The organism is Streptomyces sp. NPDC050856 (assembly GCF_040653855.1).
Taxonomy (GTDB): Bacteria; Actinomycetota; Actinomycetes; order Streptomycetales; family Streptomycetaceae; genus Streptomyces.
Genome location: NZ_JBFAGV010000005.1, coordinates 253020 through 278082 on the forward strand (window position 1 = coordinate 253020; position 25063 = coordinate 278082).

The 25063-nt window shown below is 73.5% G+C and carries 22 protein-coding genes and 1 pseudogene; 8 read left to right on the forward strand and 15 right to left on the reverse strand.

The annotated features are described in order from the left end of the window. Positions 1–98 precede the first annotated feature (98 nt). Complete coding sequence (locus AB0H53_RS07405) at positions 99–1124, forward strand: Gfo/Idh/MocA family oxidoreductase (protein WP_362108476.1); 1026 nt, start codon at positions 99–101, stop codon at positions 1122–1124. 76 nt (positions 1125–1200) lie between these two features. Here AB0H53_RS07405 and AB0H53_RS07410 read toward each other — a convergent pair whose 3' ends face one another. After that, positions 1201–2382 carry a cytochrome P450 gene (locus AB0H53_RS07410; protein ID WP_362108478.1) on the reverse strand — a complete coding sequence of 394 codons (1182 nt, stop codon included), beginning with the start codon at positions 2380–2382 and terminating at the stop codon, positions 1201–1203. A 186-nt stretch (positions 2383–2568) separates the two neighbouring features. Next, positions 2569–3189: a dihydrofolate reductase family protein gene (locus AB0H53_RS07415; protein ID WP_362108480.1), complete on the reverse strand. Its 621-nt coding sequence runs from the start codon at positions 3187–3189 to the stop codon at positions 2569–2571. 158 nt (positions 3190–3347) lie between these two features. Here AB0H53_RS07415 and AB0H53_RS07420 point away from each other — a divergent pair, with 158 nt between their 5' ends. Beyond that, on the forward strand, positions 3348–4088 hold the full coding sequence (locus AB0H53_RS07420) for an SDR family oxidoreductase (RefSeq protein WP_362108482.1): 741 nt from the start codon (positions 3348–3350) through the stop codon (positions 4086–4088). Positions 4089–4279: 191 nt separating this feature from the next. Here the strand turns inward: AB0H53_RS07420 and alc are convergent, their stop codons facing one another. Together alc and allB are read right to left on the reverse strand one after the other, a co-directional pair. Continuing rightward, entirely contained in the window at positions 4280–5410 is a 1131-nt protein-coding gene (gene alc / locus AB0H53_RS07425) for an allantoicase (protein WP_362108484.1), read from the reverse strand. 4 nt (positions 5411–5414) lie between these two features. Next, positions 5415–6761 (reverse strand): allantoinase AllB, encoded by a 1347-nt coding sequence (gene allB, locus AB0H53_RS07430; protein WP_362108486.1) that lies wholly within the window; start codon positions 6759–6761, stop codon positions 5415–5417. A 317-nt stretch (positions 6762–7078) separates the two neighbouring features. On the opposite strand from allB, the gene AB0H53_RS07435 reads away from it, so the two are divergent. Next, positions 7079–7897 carry an IclR family transcriptional regulator gene (locus AB0H53_RS07435; RefSeq protein ID WP_362108488.1) on the forward strand — a complete coding sequence of 273 codons (819 nt, stop codon included), beginning with the start codon at positions 7079–7081 and terminating at the stop codon, positions 7895–7897. 216 nt (positions 7898–8113) lie between these two features. Here the strand turns inward: AB0H53_RS07435 and AB0H53_RS07440 are convergent, their stop codons facing one another. Further along, complete coding sequence (locus AB0H53_RS07440; protein ID WP_362108490.1) at positions 8114–8437, reverse strand: DUF5955 family protein; 324 nt, start codon at positions 8435–8437, stop codon at positions 8114–8116. 340 nt (positions 8438–8777) lie between these two features. Here AB0H53_RS07440 and AB0H53_RS07445 point away from each other — a divergent pair, with 340 nt between their 5' ends. Next, a complete protein-coding gene (locus AB0H53_RS07445; RefSeq protein ID WP_362108492.1) occupies positions 8778–9410 on the forward strand; it encodes a nucleotidyltransferase family protein in 633 nt (210 codons plus the stop codon). 236 nt (positions 9411–9646) lie between these two features. After that, positions 9647–11278 carry a malate synthase A gene (gene aceB / locus AB0H53_RS07450; RefSeq protein ID WP_362108494.1) on the forward strand — a complete coding sequence of 544 codons (1632 nt, stop codon included), beginning with the start codon at positions 9647–9649 and terminating at the stop codon, positions 11276–11278. A 146-nt stretch (positions 11279–11424) separates the two neighbouring features. Here the strand turns inward: aceB and AB0H53_RS07455 are convergent, their stop codons facing one another. Continuing rightward, entirely contained in the window at positions 11425–12387 is a 963-nt protein-coding gene (locus tag AB0H53_RS07455) for a fibronectin type III domain-containing protein (protein WP_362108496.1), read from the reverse strand. Positions 12388–12452: 65 nt separating this feature from the next. Continuing rightward, positions 12453–14606, reverse strand: coding sequence for a hypothetical protein (locus AB0H53_RS07460; RefSeq protein ID WP_362108498.1), 2154 nt, complete (start codon positions 14604–14606; stop codon positions 12453–12455). 182 nt (positions 14607–14788) lie between these two features. Here AB0H53_RS07460 and AB0H53_RS07465 point away from each other — a divergent pair, with 182 nt between their 5' ends. Then, the gene (locus AB0H53_RS07465; protein WP_362108500.1) at positions 14789–15598 is read left to right on the forward strand and encodes a hypothetical protein; all 810 of its coding nucleotides are present in this window, start codon (positions 14789–14791) and stop codon (positions 15596–15598) included. A 104-nt stretch (positions 15599–15702) separates the two neighbouring features. Next, positions 15703–16284: pseudogene (locus tag AB0H53_RS07470) on the forward strand (TIGR03086 family metal-binding protein). 304 nt (positions 16285–16588) lie between these two features. Here AB0H53_RS07470 and AB0H53_RS07475 read toward each other — a convergent pair. The 8 genes from AB0H53_RS07475 to AB0H53_RS07510 all read right to left on the reverse strand — a co-directional run bounded on the left by AB0H53_RS07475 (position 16589) and on the right by AB0H53_RS07510 (position 24015). Next, positions 16589–17941 (reverse strand): nucleobase:cation symporter-2 family protein, encoded by a 1353-nt coding sequence (locus AB0H53_RS07475; protein WP_362108573.1) that lies wholly within the window; start codon positions 17939–17941, stop codon positions 16589–16591. Positions 17942–18394: 453 nt separating this feature from the next. Beyond that, positions 18395–19780: an 8-oxoguanine deaminase gene (locus tag AB0H53_RS07480; RefSeq protein ID WP_362108502.1), complete on the reverse strand. Its 1386-nt coding sequence runs from the start codon at positions 19778–19780 to the stop codon at positions 18395–18397. A gap of 74 nt (positions 19781–19854) precedes the next feature. Continuing rightward, a complete protein-coding gene (locus AB0H53_RS07485) occupies positions 19855–21255 on the reverse strand; it encodes a nucleobase:cation symporter-2 family protein (RefSeq protein WP_362108504.1) in 1401 nt (466 codons plus the stop codon). 69 nt (positions 21256–21324) lie between these two features. Then, the gene (gene pucL / locus AB0H53_RS07490) at positions 21325–22248 is read right to left on the reverse strand and encodes a factor-independent urate hydroxylase (protein WP_362108506.1); all 924 of its coding nucleotides are present in this window, start codon (positions 22246–22248) and stop codon (positions 21325–21327) included. 7 nt (positions 22249–22255) lie between these two features. Then, positions 22256–22672 (reverse strand): hydroxyisourate hydrolase, encoded by a 417-nt coding sequence (gene uraH, locus AB0H53_RS07495; RefSeq protein WP_362108508.1) that lies wholly within the window; start codon positions 22670–22672, stop codon positions 22256–22258. Next, positions 22669–23181 carry a 2-oxo-4-hydroxy-4-carboxy-5-ureidoimidazoline decarboxylase gene (gene uraD, locus AB0H53_RS07500; RefSeq protein ID WP_362108510.1) on the reverse strand — a complete coding sequence of 171 codons (513 nt, stop codon included), beginning with the start codon at positions 23179–23181 and terminating at the stop codon, positions 22669–22671. Before uraD ends, uraH begins: the two co-directional genes overlap by 4 nt. A gap of 151 nt (positions 23182–23332) precedes the next feature. Further along, positions 23333–23749 carry a helix-turn-helix domain-containing protein gene (locus AB0H53_RS07505; RefSeq protein WP_362108512.1) on the reverse strand — a complete coding sequence of 139 codons (417 nt, stop codon included), beginning with the start codon at positions 23747–23749 and terminating at the stop codon, positions 23333–23335. Then, a complete protein-coding gene (locus AB0H53_RS07510) occupies positions 23746–24015 on the reverse strand; it encodes a hypothetical protein (protein WP_362108514.1) in 270 nt (89 codons plus the stop codon). The genes AB0H53_RS07505 and AB0H53_RS07510 overlap by 4 nt, the downstream gene beginning before the upstream one ends. Positions 24016–24187: 172 nt before the next feature. Between AB0H53_RS07510 and AB0H53_RS07515 the strand changes: the two genes are divergently transcribed. After that, positions 24188–25045 carry a TIM barrel protein gene (locus AB0H53_RS07515; RefSeq protein ID WP_362108516.1) on the forward strand — a complete coding sequence of 286 codons (858 nt, stop codon included), beginning with the start codon at positions 24188–24190 and terminating at the stop codon, positions 25043–25045. The last annotated feature ends 18 nt before the right edge of the window (positions 25046–25063 follow it).

Sequence of the window (25063 nt, forward strand, 5' to 3'; positions counted from 1 at the left end):
CGAGCGTATCGGCCGGCCATGTTGACGGGAAGTTGTGAAGTCCATTTGTCAGGACAAATGCTTGACAGGGTGCCGGCGCCGGCCCCACCTTGGGGGCCATGCGCATCGGACTGATCGGCACGGGACGTATCGGGGCCTTCCACGCGGGGGTGCTCAGCCGCCACCCCGAGGTCGGGGCACTGGTCGTCGCAGACGCCGACGCCGCGCGGGCGGCAGGGGTCGCCGCCGCGATCGGCGCGACCGCCGCTCCGGCCGTCGACGACGTCTTCGCCTGGGGCGTGGACGCGGTGGTGATCGCCTCGGCCACCGCCTCCCACGCCGAGCTGATCGCCCGGGCCGCCCGCGCCGGTCTGCCCACCTTCTGCGAGAAGCCCATCGCGCTGGGTCCGGCCGCGACGCTCGGCGCGCTGCGCGCGGTCGAGGCGGCCGGCACCCCGCTCCAGATCGGCTTCATGCGCCGCTTCGACACCGGCTACCGCGCGGCCCGTGAAGCGGTACGGGACGGGCGGCTCGGCCGGCTGCACACCGTCCGGTCGATCACCTCCGACCCGGCGCCGCCGCCGGCCGCGTACCTCCCGCTCTCCGGCGGCCTGTTCCGGGACTGCCTGGTGCACGACTTCGACATCCTGCGCTGGGTCACCGGGCGGGAGATCGTGGAGGTGTACGCCACGGGCGCGGACGGCGGCGCGCCGATGTTCCGCGAGGCGGGTGATGTGGACACGGCAGCCGCGCTGCTCACCCTGGACGACGGCACGCTCGCCACCGCCACGGCCACCCGCTGCAACGGCGCCGGTTACGACGTACGGATGGAGCTGTCCGGCGAGCGGGACCAGATCGCGGTGGGCCTGGACGACCGCACCCCGATCACCTCCACCGAACCGCTCGGCCCACCCCCGGCCGGCAGCCCCTGGCCGGGGTTCCTGGCGCGGTTCGCCCCGGCGTACGAGGCGGAGCTGGACGCGTTCCTCCGGCTGGCGCGCGGCGCGATCGGCAACCCCTGCGACGGCCGCGAGGCGCTGCGGGCGCTGTGCGTGGCCGAGGCGTGCGAGCTGTCACGCAGGGAGCGGCGCCCGGTGCGGCCGGACGAGATCGAGCAGACGGCCCGGGTCGCCGCCGCCCGCTGACCAGGCCCCCGCGCTGCCCCGACCGCCCCTGGGCCGGGCCGGGCTCCGGTCGGGCCGGCTCGACCCGGTCACCCGTTCACCATCGGACCGGCAGGCGGCGGACGCCGCGGATGAGCAGGCCGGGCAGCCACTCCAGGGGGCCGTCCGACGGGTCGAGGGAGAGGGACGGGAGCCGCTGAAGCAGGGCGCGGAGCGCGACGCGGGCCTCCATACGGGCCAGCGGCGCGCCCAGGCAGTAGTGGATGCCGTGACCGAAGGCCAGGTGGCCGGTGGTGTCGCGGCGGATGTCGAACCGGTCCGGGTCGGGGAACCTGGCCGGGTCGCGGTCGCCGGCGGCGATGCCCACCAGTACCGCCGCGCCCGCCGGGATGACGACGGTGTCGCCGACCGGAACCGGTTCGCGGGCGAACCGTAGCGTGCCGGTCTCCACCGGGCCGTCGTACCGCAGCATCTCCTCCACCGCGCCGTCGATCAGCTCCGGTTCGGCGCGCAGATCGGCCAGTTGGCCGGGGTCGCCGAGCAGCGCGCGCACCCCGTTGGAGAGCAGGTTGACCGTGGTCTCATGGCCGGCGATCAGCAACAGGTAGGCCATGGCGCGCAGTTCGGCGGCCGAGAGCCGGTCGCCGCCCTCGGCGCGGGTGCGCAGCAGCGCGCCGATCAGGTCGTCGGCGCGCTCGGTGCGGCGCTTGTCCTCGATGAGGGCGTCCAGGTAGGCCGCCAGATCGTGCACGGCCCGGCCCTCGGCCTGCGCGCCGGTGGGGGCGACGATCTCGGTGGACCAGGCGCGGAACGCCTCCCGGTCGGCGGTGGGCACTCCCAGCAGTTCGCAGATGACGGTGATGGGCAGCGGGAAGGCGAGGGCGTCCACCAGGTCCGCCCGCCCCGCCGGGGCCATGGCGTCGATCAGGTCGTCGGTGATCCGCTGGATGCGCGGGCGCAGGCTCTCCACGCGCCGCGCGGTGAACTCGCGGGCCACCAGCCTGCGCAGCCGGGTGTGGTCCGGCGGGTCCAGCACCAGCAGGTTGGGGCCGACGACCTGCTCGTCCAGCATGGTGAGGCCCGCCGTGGCGGGCGACTTGGACAGCCGCGGGTCGGCGAGCGCGGCCCGCGCCTCCGCGTGGCCGACGATCAGCCACACCTCACCACCGTCCGGGGTGCGCACCTGGTGGGCGGGGCCCTTCGCGCGCAGCTCGGCGTAGTAGGGGTACGGGTCGGCGGTGAACCGCGCCCCGTACTCGCCCAGATCGATGACCGCCATCGGCCCAGCCTATGCGCAGTCGTCGGTGTCCGGCAGGCCCGCGTCGTGCGCCAGGAGCTCGGGGCCGAAGGCCGGCCAGGTCCGGCGGCGGCAGCCAGCGGCGCTCCCCGCGCGTGCCGGCGGCAACGCCGCGCCACCCCGGCGCCCCGGCCGGCCCGGAGCGGGCGGGGGCTGCCGGCGCCGGCGTCACTCCCCCGGCTCGAACGTGCCGAACCGGGCGGGCCCGGTGGGGCGGTAGGTCTGGATGGTGACACCGGTGGAGGTGGTGCGGTGTCCGGTGAGTTCGCAGGCGGTGGGCAGGCCGCCGTCGGGGAAGAGGCGGCGCCCCTTACCGAGGAGGACGGGGAAGACGAGGAGGTTGTACGCGTCGACCAGCCCGTGCCGGATCAGGCTCTGGGCGAGCCGGGCGCTGCCGTGGACCTGGATCTCGCGGCCGGGTGCCCGCTTGAGCCGGTTCACCTCCTGGACCAGATCGCCGTGGAGCACGGTGGAGTTGTGCCAGTCGGCCCTCTCCAGGGTCGTGGAGACGACGTGCTTGGGCAGGGCGTTGAGCCGGGAGGCCACGGGGTCGTCCTCGTCGGTGACCTGCGGCCAGTACCCGGCGAAGATCTCGTACGTCCGGCGTCCCAGCAGGAAGGCGTCCGCGCGGTCGAAGACCTCGTCCATGAAGCGGCCCATGTCCTCGTCCGCGAAGGGAACGAGCCAGCCGCCGTACTCGAAGCCGCCACTGCGGTCCTCGTCGGGGCCGCCGGGGGCCTGCGTGACGCCGTCGAGCGACAGGAAGGTGGTGAGGGTGAGCTGAGCCATGGCCGGTGCCTTTCGTTCAGGTCTTCATCGTCTGCCACCAGTGCGGACCGCGCCCGCGGACGGAACTCATCGGTGGGGGCGGGGTCCGTTTCCCGCCGGTGCCGCGTGCGCCGCTCGGCTGTGATGGAGCCCGTAACCACTTCTGACGGAGGTACGGGATGTCCACGACGGACACACGGGCGGTACTGGTCACCGGCGGCAGCCGGGGTATCGGCGCGTCGATCGCGCTGCGGCTGGCGCGGGAGGGCGCGGACGTCGCCTTCACCTACCTACGCGGTACGGAGGCGGCCCGCGAGGTCGCGGCGGGCATCGAGGCGACGGGCCGGCGGGCGCTCGCCCTGCGCGCCGACTCGGCGGAGGCGGCCCAGGTGGCGGGGGCGGTGCGGCGGGCGGCCGACGCGTTCGGGCGGCTGGACGTCCTCGTCAACAACGCCGGGGTCGGCCTGATCGGTCCGCTGGAGGGCCTGACCGGGGCGGACGTCGACCGGGTCCTCGCGGTGAATGTGCGAGGCACCTTCCTGGCGTCGCAGGCGGCGGCCGCGCGGATGGGCCGGGGCGGGCGGATCATCACGATCGGCAGTTGCATGACCCAGCGCGTGCCCGGCCCGGGAGGGACGCTGTACACCACGAGCAAGTCGGCGCTGGTCGGCCTGACCAAGGCGCTGGCCCGGGAGCTGGGCGACCGGGGCATCACGGCGAACATCGTCCACCCCGGTCCGGTGGACACCGACATGAACCCGGCGGACGGGCCGTACGCGGAGGGCCAGAGCGCGCTGACGGCACTGGGCCGGTTCGGGGCGCCGGGCGAGGTGGCCGCGCTGGTGGCGTTCCTCGCGGGCGAGGAGGCCGCGTACGTGACGGGCGCGGAGTTCGCGGTGGACGGCGGCCACGCCGCCTGAGCCGTGACCGGCGCGCCGGTCACGGCCAGGCACGACCGGCGTGCCGGGAAGCGACCCGGGTGCCGCAGGTGCGAGGGACCGCCCGGAGGGCCGGGAACGGGGGCGCGCCGGGGACGGGGGCCGCGAGGGCGCGCCGGTGCTGTCGGCCGGTGCGCCCCCGCGGGAACGGGCGGGTGTCGTGACCGCCCGGGTCACTCGGCGGGGGCGTCCCCCCGGTCCAGCCGCTCGTGGCGGGCCGACAGGCGCTCGGCGCCGTCGTCCGTCAGGGAGCCGAACAGGCGCAGTCGGGAGATGCCGCCGTCGGGATAGATGTCGACGCGGACGTGCGTGCCGGTGGCCGGGGCGGGCAGGACGAACCGGTGATTGGTGTCGGGCTGGAGGCGGGTGCGGGGCAGCACCTCGGTCCAGGTGTCCGAGCCGTCGCTCACCGACAGGGCGGCCCAGCCGGCGCTGTTGCCCTTGAGGTACGCGGTGTCGATCTCGACCGCGCGGATCTCGGACCGTTCGACCAGCCGGTAGCGGATCCAGTCGTTGCCCTTGTCGCGGCGGCGGCGGGTCTCCCAGCCGTCGTCCATCTTGCGGGAGCGCCCGGGCTGGATGGTGTTGGTGGCCGGGGAGTAGAAGCGGTCGGAGGCGTCCTCGACCCGGCCGCCGTTCTCCAGCGCGACGACGTCGAAGGCGCCGAGCACGCCCAGCCACGCCGGGTCGGGGGCGACTTCGCCGTACACCCGCAGCCGCGCGATGCCGCCGTCGGGGTGCTGCTTGACGCGCAGGTGGGTGAAGCGCCGCTCGACGTCGACGGCGAAGCCGTTGGCCGCGTGGCCGCCGACCGCCGTGCGCGGTACGAGGGTGGTCCACTCCACGCCGTCGGCGAGCAGGTCGTCCGGCGACGGGGAGCCCGCCAGGGACGTGGCCTCCACGGACACGGCCTGGGGGTAGTTGCCGCGGAAGTGCGCGGTGTCGACGACGACGCCGCGTACGACTCCGGGAGCGCCGAGGCGTACCAGCGCCCAGTCGTGGTCGTGGTCCGTGGGGTGCGGCTCGGAGGCGGAGACGCCGCGCCGGCGGCGGGTCTCCCAGCCGTCCATGATCTTGCCCTTGTGGCCGAAGTGCTCGGGGTCGAACTCCGCGGGCTCCGGCTTGAGCAGGTTCTCGCGCTCGGCGAAGAACTCGTCGTTGGCCGCGACGACGCCACCGCCGAGCCGCCGGTCGGCCAGGTCGACCAGGTCGGTGAAGGGGAAGTCGGCGGTGCGGTAGTCGGCGTAGGGGTCACCGCCGCCGTACGGGCGGGCGTCGCCGGTGAAGCGGGCAATGGCGGTCACGATGTCACTGGTTCCTTTCGAGCAGCCGGCCGCTGGGCTCGGCGAGGGTTCCGCCCTGCGCGATGCGCGTCCCGCGCAGCCAGGTGGACTTCACGACGCCGTGCAGGGTCTTGCCCGCGTACGCCGTGACCTGGTTGCGGTGGTGCAGCTCGGCCGGGTCGACGGTGAAGGTCCGCTCGGGCGCGAGGACCGCGAAGTCGGCGTCGCGCCCGGGCTCGATGGCGCCCTTGCGGTCGTCCAGGCCCGCGAGCCGGGCCGGGGCGGTGGACATCCAGCGGGCGACGTCCTCCAGCGTGCGGCCGCGGCGCCGGGCCTCGGTCCAGATGGCGGGCAGGCCCAGCTGGAGGGACGAGATGCCACCCCAGGCGTCGGCGAAGTCGGGGACCTTGAGGTCGCTGGTGCAGGGCGAGTGGTCGGAGACGACGCAGTCGATGGTGCCGTCGAGGAGCCCCTGCCACAGGGCGTCCTGGTTCTCGGCCTCCCGGATGGGCGGGCAGCACTTGAACTCGGTCGCCCCGTCGGGCACTTCCTCGGCCGTGAGGGTGAGGAAGTGCGGACAGGACTCCACGGTGATCCGCACCCCCTCACGCTTGGCGGCGGCGATCAGCGGCAGCGCGTCACTGGACGACAGGTGCAGGACGTGCACGCGCGCGTCGAGCCGCCGGGCCTGGTCGATCAGGTTCTCGACGGCGGTGTTCTCGGCGTCGCGCGGCCGGGAGGCGAGGAAGTCGGCGTACCGCGGGCCCTTGCGCTGGGGCGCGGCGGCCAGGTGGTGCGGGTCCTCGGCGTGGACGATCATCAGGCCGCCGAAGCCGGCGATCTCGGCCAGCGAGGTGGCGAGCTGTTCCTGGTCGAGCTGCGGGAACTCCTCCACGCCGGACGGCGACAGGAAGCACTTGAAGCCGAAGACGCCGGCGTCGTGCAGCGGACGGAGGTCCTTGACGTTGTCCGGCAGGGCACCGCCCCAGAAGCCCACGTCGATGTGCGCCTTGGGCCGGGCCACGTCCTGCTTGGTCCGCAGGTGCGCCACGGTGGTGGTGGGCGGGAGCGAGTTGAGCGGCATGTCGAGCAGGGTGGTGATGCCGCCCGCCGCCGCGGCGCGGGTGGCGGTCCAGAAGCCCTCCCACTCCGTCCGGCCCGGGTCGTTCACATGGACGTGCGTGTCGACGAGGCCGGGGAGCACGGCGTCGTCGCCGACGTCCTCCAGTCGGGCGCCCGCGGGCACCTCGGCGTCGTACGGCAGCACCGCCGCGATCTTCCCGCCGGCGACGGCGACCGACGCGGCCCGCGTCCCCTCAGGAGTGACGACGCGCGTCGAGCGCAGTACCAGGTTCACGTCCACGTTCCCCATCCATCCCCGTCCACGACCTTGGATTTCAACGAACTGTTGAAGGAGTCTTCACCTCCGGACCTGCCCCGTCAAGAGCCTCCCGCCGCCGCGGGGGTGGCGCCAGGGCGGCTTGGATGTTTCCATGAAGTGGAAAGAGGTTTTCACTCAAGAGCACGTAGCTATCCACACCCACGGCGCCGGCGGGCCCCCGCGCGGCCCCGCGGACACCTGGACAAACAGGCCCTGACCGGCGAGGACGCCCGGGTTCGGGCAGTGTGCCCGGCCGGGCGGACCGGTAGGCTGCTGGCTTGTCCATCCGCCTCGAAAGGACCGTTGACGTGCCGACGTCCAGCGCCAGCACCACCGACGCCGCCAAGCCCGCCTCCGGGAACGGGAACGGCGGTGTGCAGTCCCTTGAGCGTGCCTTCGACCTTCTGGAGCGGATGGCCGACGCCGGGGGCGAGGTCGGGCTGAGCGAGCTCTCCACCAGCAGCGGCCTGCCGCTGCCCACCATCCACCGCCTGATGCGCACCCTGGTCGCCTGCGGCTACGTACGCCAGCAGGCCAACCGCCGCTACGCGCTCGGCCCCCGCCTGATCCGCCTCGGCGAGTCCGCCTCCCGGCTGCTCGGCACCTGGGCCCGCCCCTACCTGGCCCGCCTGGTCGAGGAGACCGGCGAGACCGCCAACATGGCGCTGCTCGACGGCGACGAGATCGTCTACGTCGCCCAGGTCCCCTCGAAGCACTCCATGCGGATGTTCACCGAGGTGGGCCGCCGGGTGCTGCCGCACTCCACCGGCGTGGGCAAGGCGCTGCTCGCGCACACACCGCCGGAGGAGGTACGGGCGCTGCTCGCCCGCACCGGCATGCCGGCCGCCACCGAGAGGACGATCACCACGCCCGAGGGCTTCCTGGACGCCCTGGAGCTGGTGCGCCGGGCCGGGTACGCGGTGGACGACAACGAGCAGGAGATCGGGGTGCGCTGCCTCGCGGTCCCGGTGCCCGACATGCCCACCTCCGCCGCCATCTCCATCTCGGGCCCGGCGGGCCGGGTGACGGAGGCGGCCACCGAGAGGATCGTCCCGGTCCTCCAGGAGGTGGCGCGGGACCTGTCGGCGGCCCTGGCGAGCACCTCGGCCAACGGCCCGCAGGGCTGAGCCCGCGCACGGGCGGCGGGCCGGGCAGCAGGGGCCAGGGCCTTCCGGTCCGGCGCGTTCCGGGCGGGCGGGACAGGGAGCACCGGTCGTCCGCGCCCGGTAGGGCCGGGCGGCATGCCCGGCCGGACGCTCAAGCGCGGTGCGGTCGGGCCGGGCGGATCACTGCCGCGCGGCGGTCGGGCCGGGCGGCCCGCCCGGCCGGATCGGTCTGCCCGGCTAGCGGGGCGCGTCGCCGAACAGCTCGACCGCGTTGCGTACGGCGGCCAGGGCGGTGGCCAGGGCGCTGACCGAGCCGATGGCCCCCGCGACCAGCAGCAGCGAGCGGCGCAGCCGGCGGACCTCGGGGGCGCCGTCGGCCGCCATCGCGGCCAGCGCGGCGAGCTCGTCCTCCGCGATTCCCCGGTCCATGAACTCCGCCGGGTGCCCGGCCAGCTCACGCCGGAGCCGGGACACGGCGGCGCTCAGCTCCATGACCCTCGGGTCCTCGCCGGCGTCGGCGCCGGTGCCGGTCACGCGCCTCTGTCCCACGCTCGGCAACAAAGCTCTCCCCACCTTCTTCTGCGTCTGCGCACATGCCCGCGCGGTGCGGCCCGTCCCGGTGATGGTCGGTCACCCGGCTCGCGGAAAGATTATCGGCATGTGCCCGACCCCCGTGCCACACGGAAGGGGGTGGCCTAGCCGTTCTGTTCGATATTCGGACGCGTTGCGGCGCGTCCAGCGGGGCAAAACGCGATACATGTCGGAGTTAGCCCGGTTCAGGAGTCCCGCTGGGCTGTGACAAGTCCGACATCACCAACGAGCTCCGGTCCGGCCCGGATCGCCCCGTTCGGCGGCCGGCGGCCCCTCCCCGCTCCGGCGACCCATGGGGTATGCACTGCCCATGGGACCTACGACGACAACGCACGGCACACCGAACCCACCCGGCGCACCGCCGGTCGCCGGGCTGCTGCTCGCGGCAGGCGGCGGGCGGCGGCTGGGCGGCCGCCCCAAGGCACTGTTGGAGCACCGCGGCCGGCCCCTGGTGGAGCACGGGGTGGCGGCGTTGCGGGAGGGCGGTTGCCGGACGGTGCACGTGGTGCTGGGGGCCGCCGCCGGCACCGTACGGGAGCGGGCCCCGCTGCCCGGCTGCGTGCTGGTCGTCAACCCGGCCTGGGAGGAGGGCATGGGTTCGTCGCTCCGCGCCGGCCTGGCGTCGCTGGCCGGGACGGACGCGGAGGCGGTCGTCGTCACCCTGGTGGACCAGCCGGGGATCGGCCCGGCGGCGGTGGCCCGGCTGCTCGCCGCCCACCACTCCCCCGCCTCCCTGGCCTCGGCGTACTACGGCGGGAAGCGCGGCCACCCGGTGCTGTTCGGCGCCGAGCGGTGGACGGATGTCGCGGAGAGCGCCACCGGCGACCGGGGGGCCCGCGCCTACCTGAAGGAGCACGAGGGTGCGATCGAGCTCGTCGACTGTTCGGATGTGGCGGAGCCCTACGACATCGACACGGAGGCCGACTTGGGGCGCCTGGAGTGAACGGCGCGTGTGCGCGGTGGCACCCAGCGCCACATTGTGTCGAGCCGGAGAATCTCGACATCAACAGACCATTGAGCTTCCACCATGAGGAAACTAGTATCCACTGATCAGAAGCTCCTGAACGTCAAAAGGCGCCCGCGACCGTATCTCGGCTCCAGCGGCACTCAGTGCCGCCCGCGAAACTGCCCGGCGACCGCCCGGCGCCCTCTGAAGCCCGCTGAAGGAAGTGACATCTCATGTCCGCACCGGCGCCGTCCCCGCTGGCCATCGTCGAAGCCGAGCCCCTGCCCCGGCAGGAAGAGGTCCTCACCGACGCGGCCCTGGCCTTCGTGTCCGAGCTGCACCGGCGCTTCACGCCACGTCGTGACGAGCTCCTCGCCCGCCGGGCCGAGCGCCGCGCCGAGATCGCCCGTACCAGCACCCTGGACTTCCTCCCCGAGACCGCGCGGATCCGGGAGGACGAGAGCTGGCGGGTCGCGCCGGCCCCGGCCGCGCTCGACGACCGCCGAGTCGAGATCACCGGCCCGACGGACCGCAAGATGACCGTCAACGCCCTGAACTCGGGCGCCCGGGTCTGGCTCGCGGACTTCGAAGACGCCTCCGCCCCCACCTGGGAGAACGTCGTCCTGGGCCAGCTCAACCTGATCGACGCGTACGAGCGGCGGATCGACTTCACCGACCCCCGCACGGGCAAGTCGTACGCCCTCGGGCCCGCCGAGGAGCTCGCCACGGTCGTCATGCGCCCGCGCGGCTGGCACCTGGAGGAGCGTCACCTGCGCTTCGACGGCCGGCCGGTCCCCGGCGCGCTGGTCGACTTCGGCCTGTACTTCTTCCACAACGCGCGGCGCCTGCTGGACCTGGGCAAGGGCCCGTACTTCTACCTCCCGAAGACGGAGTCGCACCTGGAGGCCCGCCTCTGGAACGACATCTTCGTCTTCGCCCAGGACTACGTCGGCATCCCGCAGGGCACCGTCCGCGCGACCGTCCTGATCGAGACGATCACGGCGGCGTACGAGATGGAGGAGATCCTCTACGAGCTGCGCGACCACGCCTCGGGCCTGAACGCCGGCCGCTGGGACTACCTCTTCTCGATCGTCAAGAACTTCCGTGACGGCGGCCGGAAGTTCGTCCTCCCGGACCGCAACGCGGTGACGATGACCGCCCCGTTCATGCGCGCGTACACCGAACTGTTGGTGCGCACCTGCCACAAGCGCGGCGCCCACGCGATCGGCGGCATGGCGGCGTTCATCCCGTCCCGCAAGGACCCCGAGGTCAACAAGGTGGCCTTCGAGAAGGTCAAGGCCGACAAGGACCGCGAGGCCGGCGACGGCTTCGACGGTTCCTGGGTCGCCCACCCCGACCTGGTCCCGATCGCCATGGCCTCCTTCGACGCGGTGCTGGGCGACCGGCCCCACCAGAAGCACCGCCTCCGCGAGGACGTGTCGGTGTCGGCCGCCGATCTGATCGCCGTCGACTCGCTCGACGCAGAGCCGACCTACGAGGGCCTGCGCAACGCCGTCCAGGTGGGCATCCGCTACATCGAGGCATGGCTGCGCGGGCTGGGCGCGGTGGCGATCTTCAACCTGATGGAGGACGCGGCCACGGCCGAGATCTCACGCTCGCAGATCTGGCAGTGGATCAACGCGGGTGTCGAGTTCGCGCACGAAGGGCGGACCGTGCGGGCCACCCCGGAACTGGCCCGCGAGGTCGCCGCCGGGGAACTGGCCGCGATCCGCGCCGAACTGGGCGACGACGCCTTCACCGCCGGCAAGTGGCAGCAGGCCCACGACCTGCTCCTGCAGGTCTCCCTGGACGAGGACTACGCGGACTTCCTGACCCTCCCCGCCTACGAGCGCCTGGTCGGCTGACGCCCCGGCCGGACCCCGCCGCCCCCTGGTACCGCACAGCACCAGGGGGCGGCGGCGTACCCGCGACCGGCGGCTGGCGACCCCCGCGACGCGCGACCCGCGGCCGGCGGCCCGCGGCCGGCGGCCCGCACGAACGACGCGGGGGTTCAGCGCTCGCCGGCCACCACCGTGCGCTGGGCGGAGAAGTCGCCCCACGTGCCGTCCGGGAGCTTGGCCCGGAGCTTGACGCTGTAACGGGTGCCCGGCTTGTCGGTCACGGTGAAGGTGTACGTCGCCGTGCCGGGAGGCGGGGCGTCCCCCCAGACGACGGTGGTGGCGAACCTGCCGTTCAGGAAGAGCTGGTGCTCCTTGACCGGTGCGCCCGTCCTGGGGGGAGTCCAGCTGAGCCGGACGGTGTCGCCGCGGGCGGTGGCCGTGAGACCGGTGGGGGCGGTGGGGGTGTCGTCGCCGGGCGCGGACGCCGTGGTGAGGTCCACCGGCTCACTGTCGGGGGAGGTGTTCTCGGCCGCGTCGCGGGCCCGCACGGTGAAGGTGTAGACGGTGCCGGGGCGCAGTCCGGTGAGCCGCGCGCTGGTGGTGGTGCCGGGGACACTGTGGACGCGGGAGTCCTCCTGGTAGATGTCGTACGCGGTGACCGCCTCGTTGTCAGAGGCCCGCCCCCAGCTCAGGGTGACCGCCCTGGCCCCCTGGACCGTGCCGCGCGGAGCCGGAGGGCGGGACGGCGGGGTGCGGTCGCCGGGGCTGGCCGCCGGGGTGGTGACGGGTATGGCGGCGCTCGGCGCGGACAGGTTCCCGGCGGCGTCCCGGGCCCGGACGGTGAAGCTGTACGCGGTCGAGGGCGCGAGCCGTTCGATGTCGACCATCGTCCGGCCGGCCGGCAGGGACTTCACCTTCGCGCCCTTCTGGAACACCTCGTACCCGGTGACCGCCCTGTTGTCGGTGGCGGGCTGCCACATCACGTGCACCGAGGAGGCGCTGCCGGCCTGCGCGGTCACGCCCGTGGGGGTGGAGGGCCGCTCGGTGTCCGCCGGGGGCCCGTCGGTTCCGCAGGCGGTGAGCAGCAGGGCGGCCGCGCAGGCCGTGGCCGTGAGGGTGGGGGGTCGTCGCACGGTCGGGCCTCCGGGTCCGGACACTGATTGGTCCAGACCTATATGTCACAAGGGCGGCCCCGCCATCAACCCCTGTGCGGCGGCCGACTGCCGCCGGCCCGCCGTTTCCTGGCGCCGGTCGCGGTCCGGGCGCTCCTGGCGGTCCTCACCGCCCGCCCCGCCGCTTCCGCCACCCGGCTGTCGGGGTGGCGGTCGCGCAGGTCCTCCAGCAGGCGCGCCGATCCGGCAGGATCGGCGGCGGCCAAGGCCCGGACCAGGGCGGGCGCGCCGCCCGGCCAGTCGGCGGCGGCCGTGTCGAAGGCGTCGAGAAGGGCGCTCGGCGCCGGTTCGGCCGCCCGTCCCTCGGCGGCCACGGCGATGGCCGCCCGCATGTCCTCGGTCCAGCGCAGGTGCAGTTCGTCGAGGACCAGGACCGCACGGGCGCCGAGCGGCACCCCCTCCGCCGCCACGTCCGCACCGCGCGAGGCCAGGAGGCGCTGGACGTAGGCGCCCGTGACCGGGTCGGCGAGGGCGGCGTGGAGCGGACCGGCGGGAACCCCGGCGAGGTCGAGGTGGGCCAGGAGGGTGGGCGTCGAGATGTCGTGGAAGGTGCCGGCCTTGGCGGCGGAGACGGCCGCGAGCAGCTCCGCCCACGCCTCGTCGGTGCCGCCGCGCCCGGCGGTCCACGCGGTGACGGCCGCGGCGGCGATGGCGGGAGGCCAGTTCCTGACCGCGGCGACGGTCTCGTGCGCGTCCCAGGCGACGATGTCCTCCGGGCCGGGGGCGGGGATCCCGGCGACGGCCATGACGTGGCACATGACCGCCTTGCCGAGCGCGGTCAGGCCGTAGGCGTCGCCGGTGCGGAAGACACACCCGGTCCCGGCCAGCCGGTCCACGACCGCCGCCAACTCGCGTGCGTGCGCCGCCAGTTCGCCGCGCTGCGCCTCGGTCACCTCCGGCTGGCGGAGCAGGGCGGAGAGCTCCCGCGCCGACGGGGCGGTGTACTCGGCCGGCGCGCTGTCGGGCACGGGGAACGGGGCGTCCTCCAGTTCGGGGTCGACCGGCCAGTCGGCCATGTCGGAGGCCTTCCGCGCCACCGACTCCGGTGTGCCGCCCCGCTCGTGGAGCGAGTAGAGGAGGTGGGCCGCGTCGAGGGCGTACGGGTCGGACGGCTCCGCGTCCGCCGCGACGCGCTCCACGGTGGCGGCCAGGACGTCGGCGGCCAGCTCGGTCAGTTCCCGCGGGGTCCCCTCGGCCCAGACGGCGGAGGCCGGGCCGGGGAACCCGCACCGCTCGGCGAGTTCCCGCAGGGACGGGTCGACCGCCCCCGCCGCCAGGGCGGCCGGGAGGGGAGCCGCGCGCACCAGGCCCCGGACCTCCTCGGGGGCGGGGAGCCCGGACAGCGGGGGCAGCGGCACCCCCGAATAGCCGTAGTAGTCGAGGTGCTCGTTGAGCATCAGGTCCGCCAGGGCGGCGTGCGGAAGCTCCTCGGGGCCCGGAGCGAGCTCGGCGTACGGGCCGGCGAGCGCCGCGCTGAGGCCCGCGGCGGTCCAGCGGTCGGTCAGCTCGGCCGCGCGCTGTTCGAGTTCGTCGGCGTCCCAGGCGGGGGCGGGGCCGGTACCGGACCCGGGCTCCGGCGCCGGCGCCGGCGCGGCGAGCAGCGCTTCGGTGAGCAGCGTCCGGGCGGTGAAGGTACGGCAGGCCACGTTGGCGCGGCGCACCTGCGGGGGCAGCGCCGGGCGCTCCGCGCGGGGTGCGGCGGCATGGGCGGCCAGCCACGCCCGGACGGCCGCGGGGTCGGACGTGTCGACGCCGTCCGCGTCGAGCAGTGCGGCGTACCAGCGGGGCCAGGTCAGGTTGTGGGGATCGGCCATGGCCCGCCGGAACTCCGGGACGGCCTCGTCGACCGCCGCGAGCAGGCGCGCGTGGCGCTTGGCGTTCAGCCGGTTCGCCGCCCGCACCCGGTCGGCCAGTGCGGTGAACACGGCGGGCACCATGGCGAGCTCGTCCGGGCCGGCGTGCAGCAGTCCGGGCAGGTCCTCGTGGAGCACGCGCCGCAGCAGCTCGGGCGTCGGTTCCGGCACGCCCGTGCGACGGTCCGCGCCGCGCAGTGCCAGCAGGGTGAGCACGGCGTCGGCGGGGCGCGCCGGCAGGGTGACGCCCTGCCCGGTCCTCGCCCGGGCGAGGAAGTCGTCGAGCCCGGTGTTCAGGTCGTGGGTGGTGGCAGTGGTACGGGTCACGCGGGGAGCGTATGGGCGCCCGGCCGGACGGGGGGCGTTGCCGCGAGCGCGTTGCCCTATCGGGTGATGGGCGGGAGCCTGTGCGCCTGCCGGGCGGGAGGTCCACGGGCTCCGGGACGGTGAGTGTCAGTGGGGTGCGCTTCACTGGTCTGGTCACTCTCTGTAGCAATCAAGGGGGGATTGTGACGGACCGTATGACGTATGTGACGCACGCCGGTCTGCGCGAGCGCGGCTGGACCGATGCCATGGTGCGGGAGCTGCTCGGCGATCCGGACGTGCAGGGGCGCAACCCGCGCCAGTGGTCGGTCGCGCCGGTACGGCTGTACCTGCTGGCGCGTGTGGAGGCGGTGGAGCGGGCTCCGGAGTTCGCGGTGTGCGCCGCCGCGGCCGGACGTGGCTCGGCGGCCACCCGGGTGGCCGCCGACCGGAGACGCCGGGCCGTGCTCACGGCGATCCGCGCGCAGCCGATCGAGGTGCCCATCCTGCCCGCGGCCGAGCTGGAGAAACGGGCGGTGCGGCACCGGCAGTTCCTGGCCGCCGGCCGGTCGGCACCCGGCACGCCGGGCCGCCCCCCTGGCCGGCCGGGGGCGGGGGTCGAGCCGGGTGCAGGACCGTGGGCCGGGTCGCCCGGCGCGCGAGGGGCGCGGGCCGCCGGACCACGGGGCGCCGGGCAGGCGCCGGGCCCGGGCACCCGGCGGGAAGGGGTGCCTCGGGCCCCGGCGGCGGGGGCGCCGGTCGCCCGCCCGGCCGGGCGACCGGCCGCTGGGTCCGGATTGCCGGGTTCCGAGCCCCCCGGAGAACCAGGAGCGCTGGTGCGGTGGCAGGTGGACTACCTGCGGTACGCGCTCAAGCGGTACGACGCGCTGCTGGACGGGTTGTTCGGCACGTCCGGCCGGGCGGAGGCCGAGCGGCTGCTGCGGGAGCGGGTGTACGGGGCGATCGCGCAGGCGTATCCGCGCCTGGCGGCCGAGTGCCGGCGCAGGATCGGCTGACAGACCGCGAGGGAAAGGGGAAACGGCGATGGGCGCATCGGCGATGAGTTCCGGGGCGCGTGGCGGTCAGTACTCGTACGGACCAGGCACACATGGAGGCGACCATGCACGATCTCGTACCGGTGACCCGTCGGGTGTCCCGGCTGCTGGACGGCGTCACCGACGACCGGCTCGGCGCGCCGACCCCTTGTCCCGGTTATGCCGTGCGGGAGTTGCTCGGGCACCTCACGGGGCTCGCGGTCGCCTTCCGGGACGCCGCGAGGAAGGACCTCGGACCGACCACCGACACACCCCCGCAGTCCGTCCGGCCGGTGCTCGACGAGGACTGGCGGGTCTCCCTGCCCCGCCGCCTCGCCGAACTCGCCGAGGCGTGGCGGGCGCCGGACGCCTGACGGGGCACCACCCGAGCGGGTGGGGTCACACTGCCGGGCGAGGTGGCGGGCGCGGTCGCCCTGAACGAGGTGCTGGTCCACGGCTGGGACCTGGCGCGCGCCACGGGCCTGCCGTACGCGCCGGACGATGCCTCGCTCCGGGTCTCGTACGCGCTGCTGGCCCCGGCCGCCGAGGGTCCTGGAAGCGAGGGCCTGTTCGGCGTGCCCGTCCCGGTGCCGGACGACGCGCCACTGCTGGACCGGGTGGTCGGTCTGAGCGGACGGCGACCGGACTGGCAGCCGGCAGCCGGCTGACCGGCGTCCCCGCGGGCCGGGCAGGCGGGGCGCGCCCGGAGCCGCGCCACCGGACCGCCGGCCCCGCCCCACGGGCCACCGGACCGCCGGTGGCGCGCCACCGGCCGCCGGCCGCCCGGCCGCCCGGTCACCGGGCACAGCGGCAGCCGGACTCACCCGGTCTCCCCACCGCGACGGTGTCGGCTCCGCACGGTCGTGGCCCCCGGTGTGGGCGTCACCCGTGCGGAGCGAGCGCGCTCCGGGGCACCTGCCCCGGCCGCCCGTGCCGTGCCGGGGCAGGCGCCCGGGCACGGCACGGACACCGTCAGTGCGTCGTCGGCAGCGCCTTCGCGGCGCGGGTCCCGGAGATCTCGTCGCCCGGCTCCATCGGGGCCGTCACCTCGTCGGCGTCGCCGTGCCCGCCCAGGTGGTTGAAGACCAGGTTCAGCAGGACGGCGGCGACGCAGCCCGTCGATATGCCGGAGTCCAGGATGATCTTCGCGGTCTCCGGGAAGGCGTGGTAGAACTCCGGCGCCGTGATGGGGATGATCCCGACCGCCAGGGAGACGGCCACGATCAGGACGTTGTTGTCCTTCTCCAGACCCGCCCTGACCAGGGTCTGCACACCGCTGGCGGCGACCGAACCGAAGAGGACCACCCCCGCGCCGCCCAGCACCGGGCGCGGTACGACGGCGATGAGGGAGGCCGCGACCGGGCACAGGCCCATCAGGACCAGGAAGCCGCCGCCCGCCGCGACCACGAAGCGGCTGCGGATCCCCGTCATGGCGACCAGTCCGATGTTCTGCGCGAAGGCGCTGCACATGAAGCCGTTGAACAGCGGGCTGATCGCCGAGCCGAGGGTGTCCGCGCGCAGGCCGGCCGCGATGGTCCTCTCGTCGGCGGGCTTCTCCACGATCTCGCCCAGCGCCAGCATGTCGGCGGTCGACTCGGTCATCGACACGAGCATCACCACGCACATGGAGACGATGGCGGCGAGGGCGAACTGCGGGGCCCCGAAGTGGAACGGGGCCGGGAAGCCGACGATGTCCGCCTCGGTGACCGGGCTGAAGTCGGTGACGCCGAAGGGTATGGCGATCAGCGTGCCCAGGACCAGGCCGATCAGGACGGCGATCTGTTTGACGAAGCCGTGCGTGAACCGGCGCAGCACCAGGACGAGCAGGAGGGTGACGGCCGCGAGGGTGAGGTAGGTGGTGGAGCCGTAGTCCACCGCCTTGGGGTCGGGTCCCTGCGCCCAGCCGAAGGCGACCGGCAGCAGCGACAGGCCGATCAGTGTGATGACCGTTCCGGTGACGACCGGCGGGAAGAACCGGACCAGCTTGCTGAAGAAGGGAGCGGCGATGAAGCCCAGGATCCCGGCGACGATGATCGCGCCGAAGATGACGGGGATGGCATCGGCCTTGTCGTCGGTGGTGTCGATGATGGCGAGCATCGGGGCGACGCCCGCGAAGGTGACGCCGTTGACGAACGGCAGCCGGGCGCCGATCTTCCACACGCCGAGGGTCTGGAGGAAGGTGGCGAGGCCCGCGGTGAAGAGGCTGGCGCCGGTGAGGAAGGTGAGTTCGGTCGCGGAGAGCCCCACGGCCGCTCCGACGATCAGCGGCGGGGCCACCACACCCGCGTACATCGCGGCCACGTGCTGGAGGCCGCTGGTGAACATCCTGAGGGGCGGGAGCTTCTCGTCGACCGGGTGTTTGCGGTCGGCGGGGGCTTCGGGGCCCGCGGGGTCGGCCCCGGCGGTACCGGCTGGGTCGGTGGCATCTGCGTCGTTGCGAAACCTGGGCTCGGCGGCCACGGCGGTTCCTCCGGTCGGTTACACGTCGGCGGCGCGACGCGGGTGTCAGGGAGGTGGTGCGAGTGGTGCTTGTGTGACAGGTGGTGCGAACAGCGACGTGGGGGGTCGACCAGGGGACGGGCGTGCTTCACCGTCCGGGAGGTGCCGTTCCGTTCTTCGGACCGGCACCCCCCGGCGCGGCTGCCGTGGACCCCGCTCGGGTCCCCGGCGACCGGTCGAGGGCCGTCCCCCCCGACCGGACTCGGTGGATCGCCCACCCGGCTCGCTGCCGGGTGGCGACGGGCGCCCGGGACGGCCCGGGCGCGTGGTACGCCCGGGTCAGCCCTGGGCGGCGATACGGGCGAGGCGCCGGGCCTCGTCGCGGGTCGAGCGGGCGATGGCGTCCTCGTCGGCGGTCAGCAGCCGGTTGTCCTGGACGATCTGCCGGCCGTTGACGAACGACGCGGTGACGGGGGCCGCCGCGCCGAAGACGATGGCGGTGACCGGGTCGGCGATGGAGGCGTGGGCCAGGCCGTCGACCTTCCACAGCACGAGGTCGGCGAGCTTGCCCGCCTCCAGCGAGCCGATCTGGTCGGCTCGGCCGAGCACCTGGGCGCCCCCGTACGTACCCAGGCGCAGTGCCTGGCGGGCGTTCAGGGCGGCTTCGCGGTGGGCACCCAGGCGGTTGATCAGCAGCGCGTTGCGCAGCTCGGTGTGCAGCTCACCGGACTCGTTGGAGGCCGTGCCGTCGACGCCCAGGCCGACCGGGACGCCCGCCCTGAGCATGTCGGGGACGCGGGCGATACCGGCGGCGAGGCGCGCGTTGGAGGACGGGCAGTGGGCGACACCGGTCCTCGTACGGGCGAAGGCGGCGATGTCGGAGTCGTTCATGTGGACGCAGTGCGCCATCCACACGTCCTCGCCGAGCCAGCCGGTGGACTCGAAGTAGTCGGTGGGGCCCATGCCGAACAGCTCGTGGCAGAACTTCTCCTCCTCCACCGTCTCCGAGCCGTGGGTGTGCAGCCGTACGCCGAGGCGGCGGGCCAGCTCGGCACCCTGCCTGAGCAGTTCGGTGGAGACGGAGAAGGGGGAGCAGGGGGCGACCGCGATCTGGGTCATGGCGTCGAAGGAGGCGTCGTGGTGCTTCCTGACGGTCTCCTCGGTGGCGGCGAGCGCGCCTTCGAGGGTCTCGACCGCGAAGTCCGGCGGCAGACCGCCGTCCTTCTCGCTGCGGTCCATCGAGCCCCGGGCGAGGGTGAAGCGCACGCCCATCTCGGACGCGGCCTTGATGATCGCGCCGGACAGGTCGCCGGAGCCCTTGGGGAAGACGTAGTGGTGGTCCATGGCGGTGGTGACACCACCGCGGGCCATCATCGCGAGCGAGCCCTGGGCCGCCGCGTAGGCCATCGGCTCGTCGATGCGTGCCCACGTCGGGTAGAGGGCGACGAGCCAGTTGAACAGGTTGTGGTCGGTGGCCAGGCCACGGGTGATCCACTGGTAGAAGTGGTGGTGCGTGTTGACCAGGCCGGGGGTGGCCAGGTGACCGGTGGCGTCGACGCGCCGCACGACATCCGTCAGGTCCCCGGGCGCCCGGCCGGCCCCGATGGACTCGATCCTGTTGTCCGCGATGACGAGGTGACCCGAGGCGTACTCGGTGTCGTTGGCGTCGACGGTCGCGATCGCGCAGTTCTCGATCACGATGCGCTGGGCTGCCGAAGGTGCCATGGCGCTTCCTTCTTCGTTCAATGGTGGCGGGAATTCCCCTGGACGGGGTCCTCGGGGGAGGGCACGGCAGGACCCTAGGAGGATTTGAGTGCCACAGCCGGGCGGCTGCGGGTGCCGAGGTGGTGGAAGAACAGATTGAGCAGGACCGCGACCAGCGCTCCGGCGCTGATCCCGGAGCCGAGCACGGTCTGTGCCCAGGCCGGGAAACCGGCGTAGAAGGTGGGCGCGGCGAGCGGGATGATGCCCGCGCCGAGCGCGACGGCGACCAGGATGATGTTGGAGCTGTCGTCCAGTCCGGCCTCGGAGAGCGTACGGATGCCGCTGACCGCGATGGAGCCGAACAGGACGATACCCGCGCCGCCGAGGACGGGCATCGGCACGAGCGAGACGACCGCGCCGAGGACCGGGAAGGCCCCGAGCACCAGCAGCGCCCCGCCGGCGACCGCGACGACGTAGCGGCTGCGGACACGGGTCAGCGAGACCACGCCGACGTTCTGGGCGAAGGCGGAGGTCGGGAAGCCGCCGAAGACCGGGCCGATGAGGGTGGCGAAGCCGTCCGTGCGCAGGCCCCGGGTGATGGTCCCGCCGTCGGTGGGGCGCTCGCAGATCTCGCCGAGGGCGAGCATGCCGGCGCTCGACTCCGTCATCAGGACCAGCATCACGACGCACAGGGAGAGGATCGCGGCGGGCTGGAACTCGGGGGCCCCGAAGGCGAAGGGGGCCGGCAGCGCGGCGACGGGCGCTTCCCGCAAGGCGGTGAAGTCGGCCATTCCGAACGGGATCGCCGCCAGGGTGCCGGTGAACAGGCCCAGCAGCAGCGCGATCTGCTGGACGAAGCCCCTGCCGAAGCGCTGGAAGAGCAGGATGACGACGAGGGTGAAGGCGGCCAGCGCCAGGTGCCTCATGGCACCGAAATCGGCGGTGTGCTCGTTCCCGCCCTGCGCCCAGGCCACCGGTACCGGCATCAGGGTCACCCCGATGAGGGTGATGACGACGCCGGTGACGAGTGGTGGGAAGAAGCGCAGCAACCGGCCGAAGAAGGGCCCGACGGCGAGACAGAACACTCCGGCGACCATCACCGCGCCGTAGATGGCGGGCAGTTGGTGTCCGGGGGCGCTGGTCTCGGCGATGGCGAGCATGGGTGCGATGCCGGCGGAGGACGCGGCGTTGACGAACGGCAGCCGGTTCCCGGCGAACGCCGCGACGCCGAGCGTCTGCAGGAGGGTGGCGAGGCCGGCGACGAGCAGGCTCGCCGCGATCAGCCGGGTCGTCCCGCCCCCGTCCAGGCCGACGGCCTGGCCGATGATGAGCGGAGGGGTGACGACGCCCGCGTACATGGCGGCGATGTGCTGGAGCGCGGCGGGGACGAGCCGCGGGAAGGGGGGCTTCTCGTCCACCGGGTGGCAGGGGGTCGCCCCCGGGGCCGGTGGGGTGGGACACGGGCCTTCCGCCGGTCCCTTTGCAGGCTGTGCCATGAGTGTTCCCTCCGGTCCGCCCGCCGTCCCCCGCCCGGTGCGGGCTGGTGGACGGCGGGCGGCCTGGCGTCAGAGGTTGGTCATGTCGACCGGGATCCGCGGCTCCACGCCGTCCCGCAGGATCGTGGCCTCGATCAGACCGTACGGACGGTCCGCCGCGAAGTAGACCTCGTTGTCGTTCTTCAGCCCGAAGGGCTCGAGGTCGACCAGGAAGTGGTGCTTGTTGGGGAGGGAGAAGCGAACCTCGTCGATCTCCGACCGGTTGTTGATGATCCGCGCGCCCATCTGGTACAGCGTCTGCTGCAGCGAGAGCGAGTAGGTCTCGGCGAAGGCCTGGAGCATGTGCTTCCTGACCTGCTCGTAGGACTTCTCCCAGTTGGGCATGCGCTGCTCGTCATCGGTCCAGTTGAACCGCCAGCGGCCGGAGACCTGGGTGGCCAGGATGCGGTCGTACGCCTCCTGGAGGGTGGTGTACTTGTCCTTGACGTAACCCCAGAACTCGGAGTTCGTCGAGTTCATCACGACCAGGTCCTTGAGCCCCGAGATGACCTCCCACTTCTCACCGTCGTAGGTGATCTGCGAGACGCGGGTCTCCTGGCCCTTGCGCACGAAGGAGTGCTTGACCTCGTCGGCGCCGATGAACCTGGAGTTGGCGTCGGAGGTCTCTATGCGCTCCCAGGCGTACTCCTCGATACGGATGCGCGCCCGGTGGATCGGCTCCTGGCTGGTGACGAAGTGGCGGGCCAGGTGGATGCCGAACTGCTCGGCGGACTCGATGCCGTGCTCCTTGGCCAACGCGTACACCGTGTTCTTGGTGGTGTCGGTGGGCAGCACGTTGGCGTTGGAGCCGGAGTAGTGCACCTCGTCCATGTCGCCGGAGAGGGCGACCGAGACGTTCAGGTCCTTGATGTGGTGGGTGTCGCCGTCCCGCGTGATCTTGACGACGCGGTTCTCTGCTTTGCCGTACTGGTTCTGGCCGAGAATCGTGGGCATGTGTCTGCTAGCTCCCTCGGTAAACGGAGTAGCCGAACGGGTTGAGCAGCAGCGGTACGTGGTAGTGCTCGCCCGGTACGACGGCGAAGGTGATCGCCACCTCGGGGAAGAACGCACCGCTGTCCCTTACGCGGGGGGCGTCCTGCTGCGCCTCGGCTTGCTGGTCGGCGCCCGGCTGGGCGCCGTGCTGGGTCGAGAAGTACGCCTCGGTCTCGAAGTCGAGACGTACGTGGGTGGTTCCCTCCGGCAGGGCCGGCAGGTCCTTGCACCGCCCGTCGGCGTCGGTCCGGGAACCGCCGAGCGCCGCCCAGTCCGCGCCGGAGCCGTTGCGGGCCGCGAGCGAGACGGTGACGCCCCGGGCGGGGCGGCCGATGCTGGTGTCCAGGATGTGCGTGGACACCGATGCCGTGGTTTCCGTGCTCATGCGCTTGCCTCCTCCACGAGACGGGTGAGCCGGATGCGGTTGATCCTGCCCAGTTCGGCGCGGACGATCTCCCGCTCCTGGTCGGGCGAGTTGCCGATCCGGGTCCGTGCCGCGTCGCGCATCTGCTCACCGGTCCTGCCGGTGGCGCAGATCAGGAAGACATGCCCGAACTTCTCCTGGTAGGCCAGGTTCAGTTCGAGCATCTCGGCCTTGAGCGCCTCGGAGGCGCCGGCCATTCCGCTCTGCTCGCGGGAGGAGGCCGGGTCTCCGGGCTTCGGCCGGCCGATCGGCGGGTGCCCGGCCATCGCCTCGGCCAGGTCCCGCGCGGTCAGCCGGGCCGTGGCGGCGTCACTGGCGGCGAGGAGGGCGTCGGTGGTGGCGTAGGGGCGGCGGGCGAGCAGTGCGCTCGCCCAGGCCGAGCTGGCACACACCTCGTGCAGGGCGGCGAGCGCGTCACCGTCCGCCGAGGTGTTGAACCGGGTGAGGCCCGGTGTCGGACTCGAAGTCACGGGAGCCTCCGTGGCTGTTTTTCGTCGTACTCGGACGGGCTGCGGATAGCTAACGCCCTGCGACGACATCACGTCAACACTTTGTTGAAAAGTCGGGAACACAAAAGCCGCCGCCCGGACACCCGGACGACGGCTCCGCGCCACCGGGCGGTCATTCAGTGGTTTCCGCGCCCGCCCCGCCGGACACCTCCCGGCCACCCCTGGCCGCGTTCTCCCGGTTCAGATAGTTGTACACAGTGAACCGGCTGACGCCCAGCGCGCCGGCCACCGTCTCCACCCCGTGCCGCACGGAGAAGGCGCCCCGCGCCTCCAGCGTGCGGACGACCGCCTGCTTGGTCTTGCGGTCGAGCTCGGACAGCGGCATCCCGTGCCGCCGCTCCAGCGCGGCCAGGATGTGGTCGAGCGAGTCGGCGAGCTGGGGCAACCGCACGGCCAGCACCTCCTCGCCCTCCCAGGCCAGGACCACGTCGTCGGGCTCGGCCCGCTCGGGCGGGAGCATGGCGCCGCCCATGGCGTCCACCAGCGGCTTGACGGCGGTGACCAGGGGGTGGTCGCGCGGCTCGGTCACTTCTCCCCCTCCCCGGCCCCGTTCCCGTCCACCACGTTGACCTGGAGGGAGACCCGGGTGGCCCCGGCCTCCAGGGCGCGCCGCAGCAGCGCGTCCACCGCGCCCAGGACGGCCTCCGCGCGGCCTTCGGCGGTGTTGCCGAACGGTCCGACGTCCACGGCGTCCAGCTCGGCGCCCTGAATCACCTCGCGGGCCACCACGGCATGGGCGGGCGCCTCGTCGAGATCGAACGGCTCTGTCGTGAATTCGACCCTCAATCGCTGCATGCCCACACCGTAGCGCCGCCACGAAGGCGCTCCGACGGCCAGGAACAGGACGGTATGACCCGTTGTGCGGGGGGCCCGGCTGGCGGGCCCCTCTTGACAGCCCTCCCGACCCACATGCAATCTTCCAATACGCAGAAACGAACTTCCGCGATACGGAAGGAGCGCCGCCCTCATGGCCCGCTTTTCAGAAGACGCAGGCAAGGCCCAGCGCTTCGATGTGAACCTGTCGATCCTCTTCACGGAACTCCCGCTCCTGGAGCGCCCCGCGGCGGCCGCCGCCGCGGGCTTCACCGCGGTCGAGCTGTGGTGGCCCTGGATCGACACCCCCACGCCCGAGCAGAGTGAGCTCGACGCCCTGAAACGGGCGCTGGACGACGCCGGCACGCGGCTGGTGGGGCTGAACTTCTACGCCGGGCAGCTGCCCGGCCCGGACCGTGGCGCCCTGTCCGTACCCGGCGAGGAGTCCGCGCGCTTCCGCGCCAACATCGACGTGGCGGCCGGCTTCGCCGCCTCGGTGGGCTGCACCGCGCTCAACGCGCTCTACGGCAACCGGGTCGACGGTGCCGACCCGGCCGCCCAGGACGAACTCGCCCTGGAGAACCTGGCCCTGGCGGCCCGCGCCGCCGACCGGATCGGGGCGATCCTGCTGATCGAGGCCCTCAACAAGCCGGAATCACCGCGCTACCCGCTCGTCAGCGCCCCGGCCGCGGTCGAGGTCGTCGACAGGGTCAACGCGGCCACCGGGCTCGGCAACGCCAAGTTCCTGATGGACCTGTACCACCTGTCGATGAACGGCGAGGACCTGACCGAGGTGATCGCGAAGTACACCGACCGGACCGGCCACGTCCAGATCGCGGACAACCCGGGCCGGGGCGCGCCGGACACCGGCGGCCTCGACTTCACCGACCTGCTCGGCCGCCTGGACGCGGCCGGCTACGACGGCTGGGTGGGCCTGGAGTACAAGGCCGGCGACCGGCCGAGCGCGGACAGCTTCGAGTGGCTCCCCCGGCCGCTCCGGGCCGCCAACTGACGTCACGCACCAGAGTTT

Excerpts from the sequence above, each read along its gene's own strand:
- AB0H53_RS07410 (WP_362108478.1), bottom strand. The coding sequence starts at position 2,382 with ATGGCGGTCATCGATCTGGGCGAGTACGGGGCGCGGTTCACCGCCGAC.
- AB0H53_RS07475 (WP_362108573.1), bottom strand. The coding sequence starts at position 17,941 with ATGTTCACCAGCGGCCTCCAGCACGTGGCCGCGATGTACGCGGGTGTG.
- AB0H53_RS07445 (WP_362108492.1), top strand. The coding sequence starts at position 8,778 with ATGGGACCTACGACGACAACGCACGGCACACCGAACCCACCCGGCGCA.
- AB0H53_RS07515 (WP_362108516.1), top strand. The coding sequence starts at position 24,188 with ATGGCCCGCTTTTCAGAAGACGCAGGCAAGGCCCAGCGCTTCGATGTG.
- AB0H53_RS07485 (WP_362108504.1), bottom strand. The coding sequence starts at position 21,255 with ATGGCACAGCCTGCAAAGGGACCGGCGGAAGGCCCGTGTCCCACCCCA.
- uraH (WP_362108508.1), bottom strand. The coding sequence starts at position 22,672 with ATGAGCACGGAAACCACGGCATCGGTGTCCACGCACATCCTGGACACC.
- pucL (WP_362108506.1), bottom strand. The coding sequence starts at position 22,248 with ATGCCCACGATTCTCGGCCAGAACCAGTACGGCAAAGCAGAGAACCGC.
- aceB (WP_362108494.1), top strand. The coding sequence starts at position 9,647 with ATGTCCGCACCGGCGCCGTCCCCGCTGGCCATCGTCGAAGCCGAGCCC.
- AB0H53_RS07510 (WP_362108514.1), bottom strand. The coding sequence starts at position 24,015 with ATGCAGCGATTGAGGGTCGAATTCACGACAGAGCCGTTCGATCTCGAC.
- AB0H53_RS07420 (WP_362108482.1), top strand. The coding sequence starts at position 3,348 with ATGTCCACGACGGACACACGGGCGGTACTGGTCACCGGCGGCAGCCGG.
- AB0H53_RS07405 (WP_362108476.1), top strand. The coding sequence starts at position 99 with ATGCGCATCGGACTGATCGGCACGGGACGTATCGGGGCCTTCCACGCG.
- AB0H53_RS07480 (WP_362108502.1), bottom strand. The coding sequence starts at position 19,780 with ATGGCACCTTCGGCAGCCCAGCGCATCGTGATCGAGAACTGCGCGATC.
- AB0H53_RS07415 (WP_362108480.1), bottom strand. The coding sequence starts at position 3,189 with ATGGCTCAGCTCACCCTCACCACCTTCCTGTCGCTCGACGGCGTCACG.
- allB (WP_362108486.1), bottom strand. The coding sequence starts at position 6,761 with ATGGGGAACGTGGACGTGAACCTGGTACTGCGCTCGACGCGCGTCGTC.